Source organism: Streptomyces sp. TLI_55 (genome assembly GCF_900206255.1).
Classification (GTDB): domain Bacteria; phylum Actinomycetota; class Actinomycetes; order Streptomycetales; family Streptomycetaceae; genus Streptomyces; species Streptomyces aquilus.
In genome coordinates this window covers 7,084,432-7,103,450 of the sequence record NZ_OAOJ01000001.1, presented here as the reverse complement: position 1 = coordinate 7,103,450, position 19,019 = coordinate 7,084,432, and the positions used below count along the sequence as shown (strand labels likewise).

Below are 19,019 nucleotides of genomic sequence, written 5' to 3'. Positions count from 1 at the left end.
CGATGAATCAATAAATCATAGGGTGCCTGATGCATTCAATCGGCGGGATCTCCGGTCCTGGTATTCAAGGAAGGGGTCAGGCGGTGGCTGGTACCTTCTCCCCATGCCCCCGACGGACGTCACCACACTGATCCGCACCGAGCTGCCCCGGCTGGCCGGTTCCCTGCGCAAGGTCGGCGAGCTGATCCTGGAGGATCCGGCCGCCGTCACGCACTGCTCGGCCGCCGAGCTGGGGCGCCGCACCGGCACCTCCCAGGCGACGGTGACCCGCTTCTGCCGGGCCATCGGGCTCGACTCCTACCAGCACCTGCTGATCGAGCTGGCCCAGGAGCGCGGCCGCGGCCAGGTCTCCGACTGGGGCACCGCCGAGATCGGCCCGGACATCTCCCCCGACGACTCGCTGGAACGGGTCGTGCAGGTGGTGGGCAACGCGGACCTGCGCGCGGTGCAGCAGACCATCGACCGGATCGACCTCGACGCGATCGAGCGCGCCGCGCAGGCCGTGGCGCGGGCCCGCCGGATCGACGTGTACGGGGTCGGCGGCAGCGGGGCCGTGGCGCAGGAGACCGAGACCCGGCTGTTCCGGATCGGCTGCGCGGTGCGCGGCTGGACCGAGGTGCACGGCGCCACCACGTCCGCCGCGCTGCTCACCCCGGCGGACGTGGCCGTCGGCATCTCGCACTCCGGCGCGACCCGGGAGACGGTCGAGCCGTTCGAGCTGGCGAAGGAGCGCGGCGCGACGACCGTGGCGATCACCTCGGACCCGCGCTCGTCGCTGGCCAGGTCGGCCGACATCCGGCTGATCTCGTCCGCCTCGGAGACCAACTTCCTCACCGGCATCGGCGGCCGGCACTCGGTGCTGGTGCTGCTCGACTGCCTGTACGTCCGGGTCGCCCAGCTCTCCTACCAGCGGGCGAGCGCCTCGCTGGCGCTGACCGACCACATCATTCCGCAGCACGCGGTGAAGGGCCGGCGGGGCCGCTGACCCCAGCATGCTGAATTTGCATGGATGAACCACCAGACATAACTGAAGATGGTTGTTTGAATCATCCTCGCGATGCCAGGATGGGGCTCCGCCGAGCATCCTCGTAGGAGACCCATGCGCGTCATCTCTGTCGAGTCGACCGAGCTTTTCGTCGGCACCGCCGAGCAGCCGTACCAGGTCGTGGCCGCCGTGATCGAGCACGTCCCGGGCCGCGAGGTCCGCCTCACCGCCGAGGGCCCGGGCGTGCGGAGCGTCGGGGAGATCCTGGCGACCGTCGGCGAGGACGGGACCGTACGCGCCGAGATACCCGTGACCGGCGACGGCGAACACGTCACGGTGACCGCGACCGACGGGCCCGAGACCGCCCGGCGCACCGCCCCGTTCACCGCCGCCGAGCCCGGCTGGACCATGTTCATGGTCAGCCACTTCCACTACGACCCCGTGTGGTGGAACACCCAGGCCGCCTACACCGAGACCTGGGACGTCGCCGACGACCCGGCCTCGTCCGGACTGCCGGCCCGCACCTTCGACTCGCGCGGCCAGTCGGGCATGAGCCTGGTGCGCGCCCACTGCGATCTCGCGCGGCGCGACCCGGCGTACACCTTCGTGCTCGCGGAGGTCGACTACCTCAAGCCGTACTGGGACGCCTTCCCCGAGGAGCGCGCGTTCCTGCGCGAGCTGATCCGCACCGGCCGCGTCGAGATCATGGGCGGCACCTACAACGAGCCCAACACCAATCTCACCGGCGCCGAGGCGACCGTACGCAACGCGCTGTACGGCGACGGATATCAGCGCGGGGTCATGGGGGCGTCCCCCGAAACGGCCTGGCAGCTCGACGCGTTCGGGCACGATCCGCAGTTCCCGGGGCTCATGGCGGACGCCGGGATCACGTCGAGTTCCTGGGCACGCGGCCCGTTCCACCAGTGGGGACCGACGCTCTCCGTCTTCGGTGAGGAGCCGCGCGACCCCCAACGCATGCAGTTTCCGGCGGAGTTCGACTGGATCGCCCCCTCGGGGCGGGGCATCCTCACCGCCTACATGGTCAACCACTACGGCGCTGGTTGGGCCATCGACAACGCTCCCACCCTGCCGGAAGCAGAACAGGCCGCCTTCAAGCTGTTCCGGGGTCTGAAGAAGGTCGCGCTCACGCGCAACGTCCTGCTTCCGGTGGGTGGGGACTACGCGCCGCCGTGCCGGTGGGTGATGGGCATCCACCGGGACTGGAACGAGCGGTACGTCTGGCCGCGGTTCGTCAGCGCGATCCCGCGCGACTTCTTCGCCGCCGTACGCGCTGAGTTGGCGGCGGAGGGGCGCCGGGCGTCGCCGCAGACGCGGGACATGAACCCGGTCTACACCGGCAAGGACGTCTCCTACATCGACACCAAGCAGGCCCAGCGGTACGGCGAGAGCCTCCTCGCCGACGCGGAGGCCTGGGCGACCCTCGCCTCCCTCGTCGCCGGGCACCCCTACCCGGACGCGGCGCTGGACAAGGCGTGGCGGCAGCTGATCTACGGCGCCCATCACGACGCGATCACCGGCTCGGAGTCGGACCAGGTCTACATCGACCTGCTCACCGGCTGGCGGGAGTTGTACGACCTGGCCGAGGCGGTGCACGCCGACGCGACGGACGCGCTGGCCCGCAGGGTGGCCCAACTGCCGGGAGTCTCCAAGGATTTGGTGGTCTTCAACGCGGCCACCCGGGAGCGGCGGGACGTGCTCGCCGTCGCCGACCCCGGGATGGTCCCGCTGGACGACACCGGTCTGCCGCTGCCCGCCGTGCGGGATGAGGACGGTGAACTGCGGGTCGTCGTACCGGAGGTGCCGGGCCTCGGCCTCAAGGCGCTGCCGCTCGCCGAGGGTTCGGTCGGCGGGTGGCAGCCCGGCGAGGGGACGACGATCCGCAACGAGTTCTACGAGGTGACCGTCGACCCCTCGCGCGGCGGCGCCGTCAGCAGTCTGCGCCAGGGCGGCCGCGAGCTGCTGCGCCCCGGCGACATCGGCAACGAGCTCGTCGTCCAGGAGGAGTACCCGAGGCACCCGCGCTTCGGCGAGGGGCCCTGGCATCTCACCCCGACCGGCGTCACGGCCGCCCGGAGCCGGGATGTCACGGCTGACATCGATGTCGCGCACTCGCCCGCCGGACAGCGCATCACCGTCCGCGCCGACCTCGGTCTCTTCCGCTACACCCAGCGACTCACCCTGTGGAAGGGCGTCGACCGGCTCGACGTCTCCACCACCGTCGACGGCTACGACGGCGCCGACCGGCTGATCCGGGTGCGCTGGCCGTCCGACGTGCGCGGCGGGCTGCCGGTGCACGAGGTGGCGGACGCGGTGATCGGACGCGGGTTCGGGTTCGTCGAGGTGGACAGCGAGCAGTTCCCGTGGACGCTCGACAACCCGGCCAACACCTGGTTCGGGCTCGGCTCGACCGCGCGGGTCGCGGTCCACGACGACTCCGGCACGCTGCTCGGCCAACGCGCCGTCGGGGTCGCCGAGTTGGTCTACGACGACTGGGAGACGGCCGGTGAGCTGGGCGGCCCGCTCGCGGCGGCCCTCGTCCGCGCCGGGGTCACCGCGACCTCGACCATCGCGGGCGGCCCCCGCTACGGCGACCTGGAGGTCGACTCCAACCTCCCCGACCTCCGCATCGCCGTCGGCGGCCCCGACCGCAACTCCATGGTCGCCGAGGCCCTCGCCATGGACCCGGCCGCCGGACGTGAACTCCGGCGCCAGTTGGCCGAGTCGGGGGTGGCGGCCGTATGGGTCGCGCCGCGTGCCTCGCTGCGTGAGGAGTGGGTGCCGGGGGCGGATCTGCGGGACCTGGAGCGGCTGCCGCTGCTGGTGGTCGCGGACACCGGGGACGGCGCCAAGGCGGTCGACGCGCTCATCGCCGACCTCGACGACTTCACCGTGACGGCCACGGCGGCGGGCGGCGGCGAGGCACTGCCGCCGGGCGACGCCTGGGACGGCCGCAGCTTCGCCGTCCTCAACCGGGGCACGCCCGGCTGCGTGGTCACCTCCTCCGGCGACCTCTACATGTCCCTCATGCGCTCCTGCACGGGCTGGCCGTCCGGCATCTGGGTCGACCCGCCCCGCCGTACGGCCCCCGACGGTTCCGCGTTCCAGCTCCAACGCTGGTCGCACACCTTCGAGTACGCCGTCGTGGCGGCCGAGGGCGACTGGCGGGAAGGCGAACTCCCCGCCTGCGGACACGAGTTCAACCATCCGCTGACCGCCAGCCTGCGCACCGGGGCCGAGGACGCCGTCCTGCCCAGGAAGGGCGCGCTGCTGGCGCTGGAACCCGCGGGCGAGGTCCTCCTCGACGCCCTCAAGCCGGCCGGCTCGCCGCTGGCCCGGGGCAGCGTGGAACGGACGGACCCGGCGCGCGGGATCGTGGTCCGGATGCACGAGGTGAACGGACGCGAGGTCCGGGCACGCGTCCGAGGCCCGCTCGCCTGGACCGGGGGCGCCCGGGCCGACGTACTGGAGACACCCGGCGAGCCACTGACGCCGGATGCGCAGGGCGCCCTGGACATCCCCCTGAACGGCTTCGAGGTGGCGACGGTCCTGGCCACTCCCACCGAAGCGGCACCCGCTGTGTCGCCGGACCCGGGCATCGCCGCGCACGAGCCCGCCCAGCCGGTCCACACCCGCTACTGGCTCCACAACTCCGGCCCCGCGCCGCGCGGCAACATTCCGGTGACGGTGTACGTGTCCCCGACCGCCCTCACCGCCTCCGCCCCGGTCACGGCAACGGTCCGGATCGCCTCGGAGCTGACCGACGCCCCCGTGTCGGGCACGGTGACCTTCGAGGTACCGCCGGGGTGGCTGGCCGAGCCCGCCGAGCTGCCGTACGCGCTGGGTCCCGGCGGCTTCTCCCTGGCCGAGGTCACGGTGACCCCGCCCCCGGACGCCGAGCCCGGCCGACACTGGCTGGCGGCCCGGCTGTCGTACGGCGGGCAGACGTACGAGGACGTGGTGGCCCTCGATGTGCCGGGCGGACCACCGCCGGGACCGACGCTGGTGTGCGCCCTGGGCGCCGAGCGGATCACCGTACGGCGAGGCGAACGCGTCCGTGTGCCGGTGCGCCTGCGCAACACCACACGGGGCGCGATCAGCGGCCAGCTGTGGGCGGTCTCGTCCTGGGGCACCTGGGCGGGCGTCGGACCGGGCCTCCAGGGGTTCACCGTGCCGGGCGGGGAGCTGCTGGAAGCCACGATCGAGGTGGACGGCTCGTCGATCCCACCGGGTTCGTACTGGCTGATGGCAAAGGTCGGATGGCACGGCTGTGTCGCCTATACGGAGGCGGTGGAGCTGGAGGTGACGTGGTGAGCAGCCATGTGCACGACCATGGGACCGTCGCGGCGACAGTGAACGGCGAGGCGGTGTCGAAGGAGCGCGTGGAAGCCCTCTTGGAAGCCGTCCCGGCCCGTGACCGCGCGACCCGGCCAGAGGCGTTCGCCCGGGCTGAGCGGCAACGAAGGCGGTGGGCGACGCAAGTCGTCGTCACGGACGAACTCGCCCAACAGGCCTGCGCAGAGCGCGGCCTGAGGGGCGCGGGGAACTGCGCGACCAGCCACGACGGCGCCGCGGCCGACGGACCACCCACCACGGCTCACCCTGCGGAGCTGGGCAGCATCGTCGCCACGGCCCTGGCCCACTCCCCCGCCGCCCGCACCCTCCTCACCGAGCTGGAACGTGAGCAGCCGGTGCCCGAGGAGGCGGCCTGGGACTACTACACCCGCAACCGCGACCGCTTCCTCACCCCGGACGCCCTCAGGCGTGGTGTGAACCCCTTCCACGGGGCCACGGAGGCGGACTTCGTGCCGTACGAGCGGGCCCGTGAGGGCATCGTGCGCGACCTGCGCCGCGCCGCGGGCAGGCGTGCCTTCTTCGACTGGCTGGACCAGGCCCGCGTGGGCGTGGAGTACGCGCCGGGGCATGAGCACCCCGGCGACCCGTCCCACCCCGATCACGAGCACCGGCACTGAGCCGAGCACTGGGGCCGAGCACTGGGCCGACACCGGCTCGGCCGCGAGAACGGCATCCAAACGCAACACGGCAAACCATTGACCTCCGATGAATTCTGGTCCACCTTTTCATCAACCGGAGTCCAAGTTGGTGATTTGAACCAGCCGAGAGGACAGTTCACATGCGTGCGAAGAGACTGACCGGATCCCTTGCCTGTCTCGTGGTGCTGACGCTCACGGCCGCCGGGTGCGGCCTGTCGGGCGGCGGCTCCGGGGACGGGGACGCCAGCGCGGGCGGTTGCAAGGTCGACCAGGGCAACGTCGGAACCGGAAAGCTCAGCGGGGAGGTGAAGGGCAAGATCACCTTCCAGACGACCAACTTGAAGAAAGACTTCGGGACGTTCTTCAACGGCGTGATCGCCGACTTCGAGAAGGCCCACCCCGGCACCGAGGTCAAGTGGATCGACGACCCCGGCGACAACACCTTCACCAGCCGCACCGTGGCCGACGCCCAGGCCTGCACGCTCGCGGACGTCATCAACGTCAACGCCCCGACGGCCACGGCCCTGACGAAGGCCGGCTATCTGCTGGACGTCGGCACCAAGGACCCGGACGCCGCCAAGCCGTTCGTCCCGTCGTTCTGGAAGACCGCCGTCTTCAAGGACACCGACGGCAAGGCGATCCACACCGCGCTGCCCTGGTACACCGGCGGGGTCGTCCTGACGTACAACAAGGACCTGCTGAAGAAGGCCGGCGTCGACCCGGCGAAGCCGCCGACCACGTTGTTCGGGCTGTTCGCCGACTACGAGAAGGTCGCGAAGGCGGGCGACGGGAAGTTCTACGCGACGATGGCCAACCCGATCTGGCGCATCCCGTCCGACTTCGACCAGATGGGCATCAAGATCCTCTCCGACGACGGCAAGTCCGCCGTCTTCGCCGACGACCCGCGCACCACCCAGTGGGTGGCCTGGATGGCGAAGCTGTACAAGGCGGGCGCGATGCCGAAGGACTCGCTGTCCTCCAGCAACGACCCGTCCACGCTCTACAGCCAGGGCAAGGTGGCCTACGGTTCGACGAACCCGAGCTTCGTGCGGTTCGTGAAGCAGAACAGCCCGTCGATCTACGACAAGACGGCCGTCGGCCAGCAGCCCTACGACGCGCTCGGCAAGGCCTCCGCCGGTGCCCCGCAGTACATATCGGTCGCCGCGACCAGCAAGAACGCGCCCACGGCCCTGTCGTTCGCGGAGTTCCTCACCGACGCCGAGAACCAGACGGCCTGGTGCAAGGACCCGAACGTGGTGATCTTCCCGACCACCACGGACTCGCTGAACGACCCGTTCTTCCAGAAGGTCACCGGCAGCGACCCGTTCTCGCAGGCCCGCAAGCTCGTCGCCGACCAGCTCAAGACGGCCAGCACCAACCAGACCAACCTCTCCCCGGCCGTGCAGAACGCGATGGTCGCCCAGGTGCAGCTGGCCATGCAGGGCAAGAAGAGCCCCGAGCAGGCCGTCAAGGACGCCCAGGAGAAGGCGAACGAGCTGCTGAAGCAGGCGGGTTGACGGTGACGGCCCAGATCACGAAGCCGGTTGCGGTGTCCGGCACGGAGACCTCCGTGCCGGGCCCGGCCCCCTCCCGCCTCCGGGCGCTGCTGCCCGGCCCGTCCGCCGGGGCCAACGGGGCGGCGATGTACCGGCGTTGGTGGCTGCCGTGGCTGTGGACGGCGCCGGCGATCGGCTGCGCGGTGGTGTTCGGGGTGTTCCCGTTCCTCAACACCGTCCTGCTGTCGTTCACCAACGCCAAGCCGCTGGGCGGCGCGGCGAGTTTCGTCGGACTCGACAACTACACGCGCATGCTGGACGACTCGGACTTCTGGCTGGCGACCCGCAACAGCATCCTGTACGCCGTCATCGTCGTCCCGCTGATGGTGCTGCTGCCGCTGATGCTGGCCGTGCTGGTGGAGAAGAACCTCCCCGGCATCGGCTTCTTCCGCTCCGCCTTCTACACGCCGGTACTGGCCTCCAGCGTGGTCGTGGGCCTGAGCTGGCAGTGGCTGCTCGCGGACGACGGACTGGTCAACACCTGGCTGGAGAAGGCCCACTTGATCAGGTCGGCGATCCCGTTCCTGTCCGACTCGTGGCTGATCCTGCTGTCCGCGATGGGCCTGACCCTGTGGAAGGGCCTCGGCTGGTACATGGTCTTCTACCTGGCCGCCCTCGGGAACGTCCCCAAGGAGCTGCACGAGGCGGCGCAGATGGACGGCGCCGGCGCGGTCCGCCGCTTCTGGCACATCACGATCCCCGGGGTACGGCAGGCCATGATGCTCGTCGGCACCCTGACCGGCATCGGCTCACTGCGGGTCTTCACCGAGATCTACATGCTGGGCAGCTCCACCGGCGGCCCCGGCGGCGCCGACCGCACCCTGCCGTTCTACATCCGGGACGTCGGCCTGGACCCCATCACCGGCAACGCCGGCTACGGCTCCGCGGTCAGCGTCGCCCTGTTCGCACTGACCCTCGGCCTGACCCTGCTGGCGCAGCGCCTGACGAAGGAGGACGAGTCGTGAGCACTGTTCTCGAAAGGCGCCGCCGTCTCGTGCCCCGCTGGCGCGACTACGGCCGCCCCCGCGAACTCCTCGTCCGCTACCTGCTGTTGCTCCTCGTGCTCGGCCTCACCGTGGGCCCCCTGCTGTGGCAGCTCCTCGCCTCCCTGAAGAGCACGAGCGAGGACGTCTTCGGCGCCGACGCCACCCTGCTCCCGCACCACCCCACCCTGCGCGCCTACCGCACGGTCTTCGACCAGGTCCCGGTGTGGTCGTACATCAAGAACAGTCTGATCGTGGTCGCCCTGTCGATCACCAGCCAGCTCGTCTTCTCCACCACGGCCGGCTACATGCTCTCCAAGCCCGGCTGGAAGGGCCGCAAGGCGGTCTGGGTGGTGCTGATCGCCTCGATGATGTTCCCCTTCGAGTCGATCATGGTGTCGCTGTTCATCAGCATCCGTGACCTGGGCCTGGTCGACAGCCTGGCCGGCGTCTGGCTGCCCGGCTTCGTCGGCGCGATCAACGTCCTCCTCATGCGCGGCGCGTTCCTCGCGGTCCCGCGCGAGATCGAGGACTCGGCGATGCTGGACGGCGCCAACGAATGGCAGCGCTTCCGCCACCTGTATCTGCCGTCCGCGTGGGGCGCGGTCATGGTGGTGGTCATCAACACCTTCATCAGCGCCTGGGACGACTTCCTGTGGCCCCTGATCGTGCTGCGCTCGGAAGGCAACATGACGCTGACGCTGGGCCTTTCACGGTTGCAGTCGTCGTCGTTCGGCTACGACCAGCGGATGGTGATGGCCGGTTCGGTGATCTCGGTGATCCCGGTACTGGTGCTGTTCGTGATCACCCAGCGGTGGTTCTACAAGGGCGTGTCCTCGGGAGCCGTCAAGATCTGAGGTCGAGCCGGACGGGTACGGCGGTGAGCGCCGCCCGCGCCGACTCGGCGACCCGGAGCTCCACCAGGCCCGTGAGTTCGCCGTCGAGTGTCAGCGTGACCGCGCGGCGCTCCCCCGCCGCGAGCCCGACACCCTCGAACGCGCACAGTTCGAGGGTGCGCGGCCAACTGGTGGCGATCAGCCGCCGAAGATAGACCTGCACGACCGAACGGCCGTACCGCTCCCCGGTGTTGGTGACATCCAGGGTGACGGTACGGCCGTCCGTGCTCGGCGGTCCGTACCTGAAGCTCGTGTACGACAGCCCGTGCCCGAAGGAGAAGAGCGGACCGGCGTCGGCGTCCACGTAGCCGCCGTACTCGGTGTCCTTGTGGTTGTAGTAGACGGGGAGTTGGGTGGCGGAGCGGGGGACGGAAACGGGGAGTCGGCCGCATGGCTCGGCCAGCCCCAGGACGACCTCGGCGATCGCCTCGCCGCCCCACGGACCCGGATACCACGCGGTGAGGAGCGCGCCCGGTGTGTCGGGGACGACATGCGGGCGGCCCTGGATCAGCACGACCGCCGTGGGGGTGCCCGTCGCGACGACGGCGTCCAGGAGCGTGTACTGCGCGGCCCCCAGCCGCAGCCCCGCGAGGTCGACGCCCTCGCCACAGGTCATCTCCGAAACCGCGTTCAGGGCCGCGCCGTTGGCGGCGAAGTCGGTGTCCGGGGTGCGGGCGCTGCTGCCGCCCAGCACGAGCACGGCGAGGTCGGAGGCGGCGGCCGCGGCGACCGCCTCGGGAATGCCGGAGAGGTCGTCGCCGGTGAGGGCGCAGCCGCGGGCGTGGCGGATGTCGAGACCGGGCGGGGCGAGGCGGCGCAGCGCGTCGAGGACGCTGCTGCCGGCGCCGACGGGTTGCGGGGCGGTGTAATCGCCCAACTGGTGGGAGATGGTGGCCGATTGGGGGCCGAGGACGGCGATGCGGGAGACCTGGGGGCCGACCGGGAGGGTGCCGTCGTTGGTGAGGAGGGTGACGGCGGCGCGGGCGAGAGAGAGGCTGAGGTCCTTGCCTCCGGTGGGCGCCGGGGGCGTGGTCCCCTGCCGGTCGAACAGCCCCAGGCGAAACTTGAGGCGCAGGACGCGGGCGACGGCCGCGTCGAGGACCGTCTCCTTCACCAGCCCGCGCTCCACCGCCTCCTCCAGCCGCGTGAACCCCTCGTCCCAAAGGCTCAGATCCACACCGGAGTTGAGCGCCAGCGCGCCCGCGGAGACGGTGTCCCCGGTGATGCGGGCAAGCCTGTCCACGGCCAGTCCGTCCGCCATCACCAGCCCCTCGAACCCCCACTCCTCCCTGAGGAGTTCGGTGAGCAGGGCGCGATTGCCGGAGCAGGGCATGCCGTCGACCTCGTTGTAGGCGGCCATGACGGCGGCGGCTCCGGCACGGACGCCCGCCCGAGCCGCGGGGAGGTGGATCTCATGCAGTTCCCGCAGCCCCAGTTCGGACTCGGCGGAGTTGCGGCCGCCGACGGTGGCGCCCTGTCCGGCGAAGTGCTTGAGGACGACGGGGGCCTTGTCGGGTGCGAACCGCTCGCCCGAGCCCTGCATCCCGTGCACCAGCGCCTCCGTCAGCCGGGCGGCCAGGTACGGGTCCTCACCGAAGCACTCCTCGGTACGGCCCCAGCGGGGGTCGCGGGCGATGTCCAGGGCGGAGACGAGGGCGACATGGCCGCCGCGGGCGCGCAGTTCGGCGGCGGCATGGGCGGCGGCGCGTCCGTACAACTCCGGGTCCCACGTCGTGCCGACCGCCAGGTTGACCGGCAGGACCGTGCCGTCGAGGGCCATGAGGCCATGCGGGACCTCCTCGACGAACAGCGCCGGGATGCCGAGGCGGCTGCTCTCGACGACATGACGCTGGACGAGGTCGGCGAGCGCGGCGGCGTCCTCGGCGCCGGGTCCGTTGCCGTGCGTGACGCCGGACCAGGCGTCGGCACGCTGCAGGCCGTACAGGGCGCCGAGTCCGGCGAAGCGGTCGGTCTCGGCGCGGAGGGCGTCGGTGAGCTCGAAGCCGCCGCCGGGGGTGCGGCGGTAGGCGTCCCAGCCGTACATGCGCTGGTTGAGCTGGCCGACCTTTTCGCGCAGGGTCATACGGGCGAGGAGGTCGTGGACGCGGGCGTCGAGGGGGGCGGCGGGGTCGCGGTACGTGGAGGTCACAGGTGATGTCCGTGGTCGAGGCGGTACGTGGTCATAGGCGGGGGCCATGGTCGAGGAGGTACGTGGTCACAGACGGCGCCCATGGCCGAGCCGGGCGAGGGCCACGGCTCCCTGGCAGCCGTCGGGGACCCAGTCGAGGGTCGGCACGAGGGCGTTCAGGCGTGAGGTCAGGGGGCCTTCGGGGCCGAGAAGACCCCCGGTGGCGACGATCCGTTCGTCCGGGCGCGGCTTCAACGCCCGTACGGTGTCGGCGAGATGGGCCGCCGCCTCGTCGAGGACCGCCAGCGCGACGACGTCCTTCGCCCGCGCCGCCTCGGCCACCAGCGGCGCGAACCGGGCGAGCCGAACAGGGGGTTCGGCCATGACGGCGGGGAGGAGATGCCTGCGGTAGGCCTCACGCAGGTCCCGGCTCCAGCCGTCGTACGGCAGGCACTCGCCCGGCAGCCCCAACGCCCGCCCGACGGACAGCGCGAGCAGCGTCGCCGGGCCCCGCCCGTCCGCCATCCGCAGCGCGGCCCGTACCGCGCTGCGGCCGATCCAGAAGCCGCTTCCCTCGTCGCCGAGAAGCCAGCCGTCGCCGTCCACGGTGGTCGTGGCGCGGCGGCCGGTGACGCGCATCGCGACCGCGCCGGTGCCCGCGACCAGGGCGAGGCCGTCGGCCGGGGTGCCGGGGGCGGAGGCGAAGGCGGCCTCGATGTCGCTCCAGACGCCCAGGCGCCCGGCCGGGATGCCGAGGCGGTCCAGCGCGGCGGTGAGCGCGGTGCGGGCGCGGACGGACCCTGGGTCGTCGGGCGAGGCCGACGTGGCGCCGGCGAAGCCGCCGGCGACCGCGACGACGCCGGCGCGCGCGGACTCCGGTACGGCGACGGCGAGCGCCTCGACGAGGTGCTCGACGAGCTGTGCCGGCGGCACGGTCAGCGCGTTGCCCGGTCCGCCCGCTCCCTCGCCCAGCACCCGCACGCCCTCCGTACCCGAGACGCGGGCGGGGGCGAGCAGCGCACGGGTGCGGGTGCCACCGGCGTCGAGGCCGACGACCAGAGCCGTTTCCCGTACTTCCGCTTCCTGGTTCAAATCATTACCCATCGACGACTATGGTGATTGATACATTCGCGCAGGACAAGGCCCGGCCCGGGGAGGATCCCATCCGTACGCTCCGCTTCGGCGTCAACTACACGCCCCGCCACGGCTGGTTCCACTCGTGGTACGACTTCGACCCGGGCCGCGCCCGCGAGGACCTGGCACAGATAGCCGGACTCGGGCTCGACCACGTCCGGGTCTTCCACCTGTGGCCGCTGCTCCAGCCCAACCGCACCCACATCCGCACCTCCGCCGTCGACCAGCTCGTCCACCTCGTCGATCTGGCGGGCGAGGCCGGTCTCGACGTCCTGGTGGACGGCGTGCAGGGCCATCTGTCGAGCTTCGACTTCTACCCGGCGTGGACGCGCAGCTGGCACCACCGCAACGTCTTCACCGACCCGGACGCCATCACGGCCCAGGCGGACCTGCTCCGCACCCTCGGCAGCGCCCTGGCCGGCCGCCCCCACCTCATCGGCCTCCAGCTCGGCAACGAGCTCAACAACCTGGTCGAGCACAACCCGGTGACCCCGGCCGAGGTCGACCACTACCTCGACACGCTCCTCGCCGCCGCCCGCGCCGGACTCGGCCCGCAGGGGCTGGTCACGCACTCCGCGTACGACGCCGCCTGGTACGGCGACGACCACCCCTTCACCCCCGAGGCCTCGGCGCGCAAGGGCGATCTGACCACCGTCCACCCATGGGTGTTCTCCGGGGACTGCGCCCGCCGCTACGGCCCGCGCTCCCCACAGGTGCACCATCTCGCCGAGTACGGCACGGAGTTGGCGAAGGCGTACGCCACCGACCCGGAGCGTCCGGTATGGGTGCAGGAGACGGGCGCGCCCGAGCCGCACATCCCGGCGGCCGACGCCCCGGACTTCGCGCGGGCGACCGTGCGCAACGCGGCCGAGTGCGAGGGGCTGTGGGGGGTGACGTGGTGGTGCTCCCACGACGTGGACCGCTCGCTCGCCGACTTCCCCGAACTCGAGTACACCCTGGGCCTGTTCGACGCGACCGGCCGCCCGAAGCCGATCGCCGAGGCGCTGGCGGAGGCTGTCGCGGAGCCGCACACCGCCCAACCCCGGGACACCGCACTGGTGTTGGAGTGCACGCCAAGCACCCGGTCCGTGTCCGGGCCGGGCGGGGAGTACTTCGAGGCGTGGATGCGGATGCGGGAGCAGGGAGTCCGCCCGACCGTCGTACTGGCCGAACGGGCTGAGGACGAAGGGCACTTGGCGGCCCGCGGGATCAAGGAGCTCGTACGACTTCCCTGATCAGGAGGCCGTCAGTGCCTCCGCGACCGCCCTCAGGTTCACCCGCCCCCGTCCGTACGAGCAGAGGGCGCCGCCCTCCGGCAGCCCCGTGTCGATCCGGATCGCGTCGGGGCGCCGGGCCAGGAGGGCGTCGCGGAGGCGGGCCTGCCAGGGGTGGAGTCCGGCGTCGCAGGTGGCGAGGACCAGCGGCCGGTCACGGTGGAGGATGCCGTCGACGAGGGCGGCGGGGTCGGCCGGTTCGCCGGTGACGGCCGTACCGACGGCGGTGGGGTCGAGGGCGGAGAACGGGGTCAGCAGGTCCTCGCCGCCCCAGTTGAGGGCGGGGTGCGGCGGCGGGAACAGGTCGACGACATGGGCCCCGCGGACGGCGGACGGCACACCCCGGTCGCCCGCTGACCGCCGCACGGCACGGCGCGCGGCCTCCAGGCCGGCCTCCGTGGCCCAGGCGGCGACGGTTCCGGCCGGGGTGGCGTACCGCTCGGCAAGCCGGCGCACCCGCTCCGCCGCCTCCCGCACCCGGTCCTCGGGCAGCACCCCGGCCCGCAGCGCGTCCAGGACCGCGTCCCGGCAGGCCAGGGTGACCTCCAGATCCGGTACGGCGACGATCACCTGGTCCGCTCCGGCGGCGAGCGCGATCCGCGCCCCGGCCGCCTCCCCGTACTGATCCGCGATCGCCTTCATCTCCAACGCGTCGCTGACCAGGACGCCCTCGAAGCCGAGGTCGTGCCGGAGCAGGTCGCCGAGGATGCGGCGGCTGAGGGTGGCGGGGCGGTTGGCGTCCAGCGCGGGGAAGACGACGTGCGCGCTCATCAGCATCGGCACCCCCGCGGCGACGGCGGCGCGGAACGGTTCCAGGTCGACGAGGAGTTCGTCGTACTGCCGCGGGTCGACGGCGATGCCGTGGTGGCTGTCGGTCTCGGTGCCGCCGTGGCCGGGGAAGTGCTTGGCGCAGGAGGCGATGCCGCGGCCTTCGGTGGCGGTGATCCAGGCCCGCAGATGGCGGGCGGCGAGCGCGGGGTCGGCGCCGAAGGAGCGAGTGCGCACGATCGGGTTGTCCGGCCGGTGCTGGAGGTCGGCGACGGGGGCGTACGAGGCGGTGATGCCGAGGGCCGCCAGGTGGCCAGCGAGGGCGTCGGCGCAGCGGGCGGTGAGATTGGGGTCGTCGACGACACCGAGGGCGTAGGAGCCTGGGACCTCGGGCGCGTCCGCCGCGACCAGGTGCCCGATGCCGCCGCCCTCGTTGTCGATGGCGACGAGCAGATCGGGCCGGAGCGCGCGCAGCGCGTCGGTGAGCTCACGGACCTGTGCCGCGTCGCGCACGTTGCGGGTGAACAGGATGACCCCGCCGAGACCCCGGTCGATCAGCCGTTTCAGGGTGTCGGGGAAGGTCGTGGTGCCGTCGAACCCGGCGACGAGACAGCGGTGGGCCGCCTCGTCCAGGTCGGACGGGAGGAGACGGCCTTCGGGCGCGTGCGCTGCGTGGGTCACCTTCAGGATTCTTCTGGCTGGTTCAGCCGGAAGTCAACATGGGTATGGATTGTTTGATTCATCAGTGATGTGCCCACGGCCCGTCCCCGGTGCTTCCCCTCTCGGACACCCGGACGCCACATGGCCGGGGCACGTTTCGCTCGTCCCCGCTCCACCCCGCACCCCCTCCCCTCCCTCCCTGCCTCCCCTCCGCCCGTCCCCCGCGGGCGCGACGCGGAAGGACGACGTGTGCCGTGACCCTGCTCCCGCTCGAAGAGCTGCCCCGACCACTCCCCATCGCCGCCCCCGCCCGCCTGCTCCGCACCGGGCTCAGCCTGCTGCCGCTGCTGCTGATCGGGGCCTGGGCCGCGATCGACCGGCGTTCGCTGACCGACGGCGCCGCCCGGCTGGCCTCGGCCGACCCCTGGTGGCTGCTGGCCGGGGTGGCGTTCACCCTCCTCGGCTGGGTGTCCGCCGCCTGCGTACGGCAGGGCGCCCTGCCGGAGCGGCTGCCGCCCGGGCTGCTGCTGGCGTCGCAGTTCGCCGCCGGCGCCGCCAACCACGTCCTCCCGGCGAGCATCGGCGCCCACGCGGTGACGCTGCGCTTCCTGCAACGCCAGGGCGTCCCGCTCCCCCGCGCCACCGCCTCCCTCGCGCTGTACTCGCTGGTCAGGCCGGTGGCGAAGACCCTGGTGCTGGTGGCCTTCGTGGCCCTGTCCCCCGGTCTGCTGCGGCTCGGCGACCTGGTGCCCGACCGGCGGACCCTGCTGCTGCCGGTGGCAGCCACGGGCCTGGCGCTGGTCGGCGCGACGCTGCTGCTGGTGTGCGTCCGCCCGGTACGCGGCTTCGTCCGCACCGCCCTCACCGACGTACGTCAGCTGCACACGCGTCCGTCCCGTTTCCTCGCCCTGTGGGGCGGGGCGGCCGCGGCCCCGCTGCTCCAGGCGGGCGTGATCTTCTCGGTCGGCGCCGCGCTCGGCCTGTCCCTGTCCTGGACCGAGGTCGCCTTCGCCTTCCTGGCCGCGAGCACCGCGGTCGGAGCGGTGCCCGCGCCGGGCGGCATTGGGCCGGTGGACGCGGCGCTGGTGTTCGCGCTCGTCGGCTTCGGCGCCCCGACGGGCCTGGCGACCGCGACGGTCGTCGGCTACCGGGTGCTGACGGTGTGGGTGCCGTTGCTGCCGGGGGCGTTGGTGCTGTCGGCGCTGGTGCAACGGAAGGTGCTGTGAGCGGCCGCGGGCCTTTCCGGATGATCTCTTTGCACAAGGGATCTTGAGGACCCCGCGGTGTCCCGCTGCAATGGAACCGGACCGGTCCTGACCACCCTGCGCCGAAGACGGGACGACACCCACCATGGACACCTCATTCAAGGACGTTCCCCCGACCACGCTCGCCGACCTGCTGGGCCGGGAGCAGGTGATGGACATCGGCATCCGCCCACTGTGGGACGCACCGCGCGTCGCCGGACCCGCGTACACCGTGCGGTGCGTGCCCGGCGACAACCTGATGCTGCATGCCGCGATCTACCGCGCCGAGCCCGGCTCGGTGATCGTCGTGGAGTCCGGCGACCTCGACTACGCGCTGGCGGGCGGCAACGTGTGTGCCGTGGCCCAGCGGCGGGGCGTGGCCGGCTTCGTGCTGGACGGCCTCGTCCGCGACCTCGGCGAGGTCCGCGACGCCGGCTTCCCGGTCTTCGCACGCGGTGTCATCCCCATTCCCGGCACCAAGGCCAAGGGCGGGGCGCTCGGGGAGCCGGCCAGGGTCGGCGGGGTGCTGATCCATCCGGGGGACATCGTGGTCGCCGACGAGGAGGGCGTCGTCGTCACCCCGGCGGCCCGCCAGGAGGAGATCCTCACGGCGGCGCGGACGAAGCTCGCGAAGGAGGCCGCGGAGTCGCTGGCCGCCTGGGAGGAAAACCACCGGGCCCGGATCGACAAGGCGCTGCGGGAGCTGGGGTACGAGGGCTGACAGGGCCACCGGCTCCCTACCGGGTCTCTGGTACCTCCGGAGGCTCGGTCGGTGTAGGCGCGGGTGCCCCGAAGAGCACCGACCGGGCCACAGCCGGCGCGAACAGGGCGGTGACCGGCGCGGAGAGGTGGAGCACCGCGCGGAAGGCGTCCCCGACGACCGCGTCACCAGGCGACCTCTCCTGGACCCGGCGCAGATACCAGCCGGTGACCCGGTCCGTGGACCGGCCGTCGAGCGCGTTGCCGACCGCGCCCGGCATCTTGCGGTCCGCCCCGGCGGAGATGTCCCAGGCCAGCCGGGACGCCCCGAGCAACGCCCGCTGCACGCGCCGCGTCGTGGGCGTCCGGCGCCGGTCGGCCAGCGCGTCCCGCAGGGCTACGGCACTCATCGCGGCGACGGCCATGCCCTGCCCGTAGATCGGGTTGAAGGCGCACAGCGCGTCGCCGGTGGCGAGGAACCCGGCGGGGTGGCCGGGCAGGTCGTAGCGGCGCCGGACGTTCGCGGTGCGCCGGTAGCCGAACGGCGGGGAGAGCGGCTCGGCGTCCGCCATCCAGCGGTCGAGAAGGGGATGCGCGAGCCGCTTCGTGTACGTCTCGAACGCGTCGTCGTCCGTGGGCGGTTCGTCGCCGCGCAGCCCCGAGACGATCACCAGATGGGTGCCGTCCTCCAGCGGCAGCGCACCGCCGCCGTGGACCTGTTCGGTGCCGGGATAGACGTAGTAGCCGACGGTGTCGCCGTCGAGGACGCCCGCCGGGCCGCGGTAGACGCGGGAGGCGTAGGCGAGCCCGGTGTCGATGGTCTCCTCGTGCGGGCGCGCGGCGCCGATCCCGGCGAGCCACTGCGCGGCCTTGGTACCGCCGCCGGAGGCGTCGACGACGAGGTCGGCGTCCAGGGCCCGGGGTTCGGAGCGGCTGTCACCGGAGCGGTCCCGGACGAGAACCCCCCGCACCCGCCACGCGTCACCGGTCAGCCCGACGACATCGGCGCCCTCCACCACACTGATCGCCGGATTGGCGAGAACCCGCCGTCGCACGAGCCCTTCGAGCTGCGCGCGGGAGCCGGTGTAGATGTACGTCGACGTCGGCAGCCGGCGGAACCAGCGGCCGTTCTGCCACAGCACCATGTCCGTCGGCATGCCCACCCGGGGCGCGCCCGCCTCCCGCAGCTCCGTGAGGAAGCCCGGCAGCAGCGACTCCATGGCCGCCTGGCCGCCCTGCAGCAGCACATGCGGATGCCGCCCCTGCGGGACACCGGGCCGTGCGCCGCCGTCGTCCGGGAACCGGTCACGCTCCACGACGGTGACCCGGTCGGCGTGCCCGGCCAGCACGTGCGCCGCGAGCAGCCCCGCGAGACTCCCGCCCACGACCACCACATGCCGCCCACCCCGACGGCCCGCCACTCCGACAGAGTTCACCACTAAGCCCCCTGGTCGCCCGTGTCCTGACGCACGTTCTCAGAAAACACAAGTATCCCGTCCCACCCGACGGGCCGACCGACTTCCGGTCAGGCAGGGCGGCCGCCGGCCAGACAACGAGCCCGGCTAGGGCGACCCCTCCCAGTGCCCCACATGTCGGTACGGGGCAGGTTTCCAGGGGGTGTTCCGGCGGTCGGACCAGCCTGTTCCGCTGACCGCATCCGCGCGCGTCAGATCGCCCGTG

At 72.3% G+C, this 19,019-nt stretch carries 13 protein-coding genes; 9 read left to right on the top strand and 4 right to left on the bottom strand.

What is annotated here, in order from left to right; genetic code table 11:
* Positions 1-103 precede the first annotated feature (103 nt).
* The 6 genes from CRP56_RS32625 to CRP56_RS32600 all read left to right on the top strand — a co-directional run bounded on the left by CRP56_RS32625 (position 104) and on the right by CRP56_RS32600 (position 9,393).
* Positions 104-985 (top strand): MurR/RpiR family transcriptional regulator, encoded by an 882-nt coding sequence (locus CRP56_RS32625; protein WP_097270098.1) that lies wholly within the window; start codon positions 104-106, stop codon positions 983-985.
* Between the two features lie 114 nt (positions 986-1,099).
* Positions 1,100-5,317, top strand: coding sequence for an NEW3 domain-containing protein (locus CRP56_RS32620; protein WP_097270096.1), 4,218 nt, complete (start codon positions 1,100-1,102; stop codon positions 5,315-5,317).
* Positions 5,314-5,976 (top strand): peptidyl-prolyl cis-trans isomerase, encoded by a 663-nt coding sequence (locus tag CRP56_RS32615; RefSeq protein ID WP_257041325.1) that lies wholly within the window; start codon positions 5,314-5,316, stop codon positions 5,974-5,976. Before CRP56_RS32620 ends, CRP56_RS32615 begins: the two co-directional genes overlap by 4 nt.
* A gap of 161 nt (positions 5,977-6,137) precedes the next feature.
* Complete coding sequence (locus CRP56_RS32610; protein ID WP_097270094.1) at positions 6,138-7,514, top strand: extracellular solute-binding protein; 1,377 nt, start codon at positions 6,138-6,140, stop codon at positions 7,512-7,514.
* Between the two features lie 2 nt (positions 7,515-7,516).
* Positions 7,517-8,518: a carbohydrate ABC transporter permease gene (locus tag CRP56_RS32605; protein ID WP_097270092.1), complete on the top strand. Its 1,002-nt coding sequence runs from the start codon at positions 7,517-7,519 to the stop codon at positions 8,516-8,518.
* A complete protein-coding gene (locus CRP56_RS32600; RefSeq protein WP_097270090.1) occupies positions 8,515-9,393 on the top strand; it encodes a carbohydrate ABC transporter permease in 879 nt (292 codons plus the stop codon). Before CRP56_RS32605 ends, CRP56_RS32600 begins: the two co-directional genes overlap by 4 nt.
* On the opposite strand, the gene CRP56_RS32595 is transcribed toward CRP56_RS32600, so the two are convergent.
* On the bottom strand, positions 9,383-11,629 hold the full coding sequence (locus tag CRP56_RS32595) for a glycoside hydrolase family 3 N-terminal domain-containing protein (RefSeq protein WP_097270088.1): 2,247 nt from the start codon (positions 11,627-11,629) through the stop codon (positions 9,383-9,385). The two genes, CRP56_RS32600 and CRP56_RS32595, sit on opposite strands and share 11 nt — an antisense overlap.
* Before the next feature lie 18 nt (positions 11,630-11,647).
* A complete protein-coding gene (locus CRP56_RS32590) occupies positions 11,648-12,664 on the bottom strand; it encodes an N-acetylglucosamine kinase (protein ID WP_097270086.1) in 1,017 nt (338 codons plus the stop codon).
* Between the two features lie 8 nt (positions 12,665-12,672).
* On the opposite strand from CRP56_RS32590, the gene CRP56_RS32585 reads away from it, so the two are divergent.
* The gene (locus CRP56_RS32585) at positions 12,673-13,929 is read left to right on the top strand and encodes a glycoside hydrolase 5 family protein (RefSeq protein ID WP_097270084.1); all 1,257 of its coding nucleotides are present in this window, start codon (positions 12,673-12,675) and stop codon (positions 13,927-13,929) included.
* Here CRP56_RS32585 and CRP56_RS32580 read toward each other — a convergent pair whose 3' ends face one another.
* On the bottom strand, positions 13,930-15,417 hold the full coding sequence (locus CRP56_RS32580) for a glycoside hydrolase family 3 N-terminal domain-containing protein (RefSeq protein ID WP_097270082.1): 1,488 nt from the start codon (positions 15,415-15,417) through the stop codon (positions 13,930-13,932). It lies immediately after the preceding gene.
* Between the two features lie 233 nt (positions 15,418-15,650).
* Here CRP56_RS32580 and CRP56_RS32575 point away from each other — a divergent pair, with 233 nt between their 5' ends.
* Together CRP56_RS32575 and CRP56_RS32570 are read left to right on the top strand one after the other, a co-directional pair.
* Positions 15,651-16,622 (top strand): lysylphosphatidylglycerol synthase transmembrane domain-containing protein, encoded by a 972-nt coding sequence (locus CRP56_RS32575; protein ID WP_097270080.1) that lies wholly within the window; start codon positions 15,651-15,653, stop codon positions 16,620-16,622.
* Positions 16,623-16,746: 124 nt separating this feature from the next.
* Complete coding sequence (locus CRP56_RS32570) at positions 16,747-17,361, top strand: RraA family protein (protein ID WP_097270077.1); 615 nt, start codon at positions 16,747-16,749, stop codon at positions 17,359-17,361.
* A gap of 16 nt (positions 17,362-17,377) precedes the next feature.
* Here CRP56_RS32570 and CRP56_RS32565 read toward each other — a convergent pair whose 3' ends face one another.
* Positions 17,378-18,724, bottom strand: coding sequence for an FAD-dependent oxidoreductase (locus CRP56_RS32565; RefSeq protein WP_097274664.1), 1,347 nt, complete (start codon positions 18,722-18,724; stop codon positions 17,378-17,380).
* Positions 18,725-19,019: the final 295 nt, after the last annotated feature.

Coding starts and splice junctions, on each gene's coding strand:
- CRP56_RS32625 (WP_097270098.1), top strand. CDS start 104: ATGCCCCCGACGGACGTCACCACACTGATCCGCACCGAGCTGCCCCGG.
- CRP56_RS32620 (WP_097270096.1), top strand. CDS start 1,100: ATGCGCGTCATCTCTGTCGAGTCGACCGAGCTTTTCGTCGGCACCGCC.
- CRP56_RS32610 (WP_097270094.1), top strand. CDS start 6,138: ATGCGTGCGAAGAGACTGACCGGATCCCTTGCCTGTCTCGTGGTGCTG.
- CRP56_RS32595 (WP_097270088.1), bottom strand. CDS start 11,629: ATGGCCCCCGCCTATGACCACGTACCGCCTCGACCACGGACATCACCT.
- CRP56_RS32590 (WP_097270086.1), bottom strand. CDS start 12,664: ATGGGTAATGATTTGAACCAGGAAGCGGAAGTACGGGAAACGGCTCTG.
- CRP56_RS32585 (WP_097270084.1), top strand. CDS start 12,673: ATGGTGATTGATACATTCGCGCAGGACAAGGCCCGGCCCGGGGAGGAT.
- CRP56_RS32570 (WP_097270077.1), top strand. CDS start 16,747: ATGGACACCTCATTCAAGGACGTTCCCCCGACCACGCTCGCCGACCTG.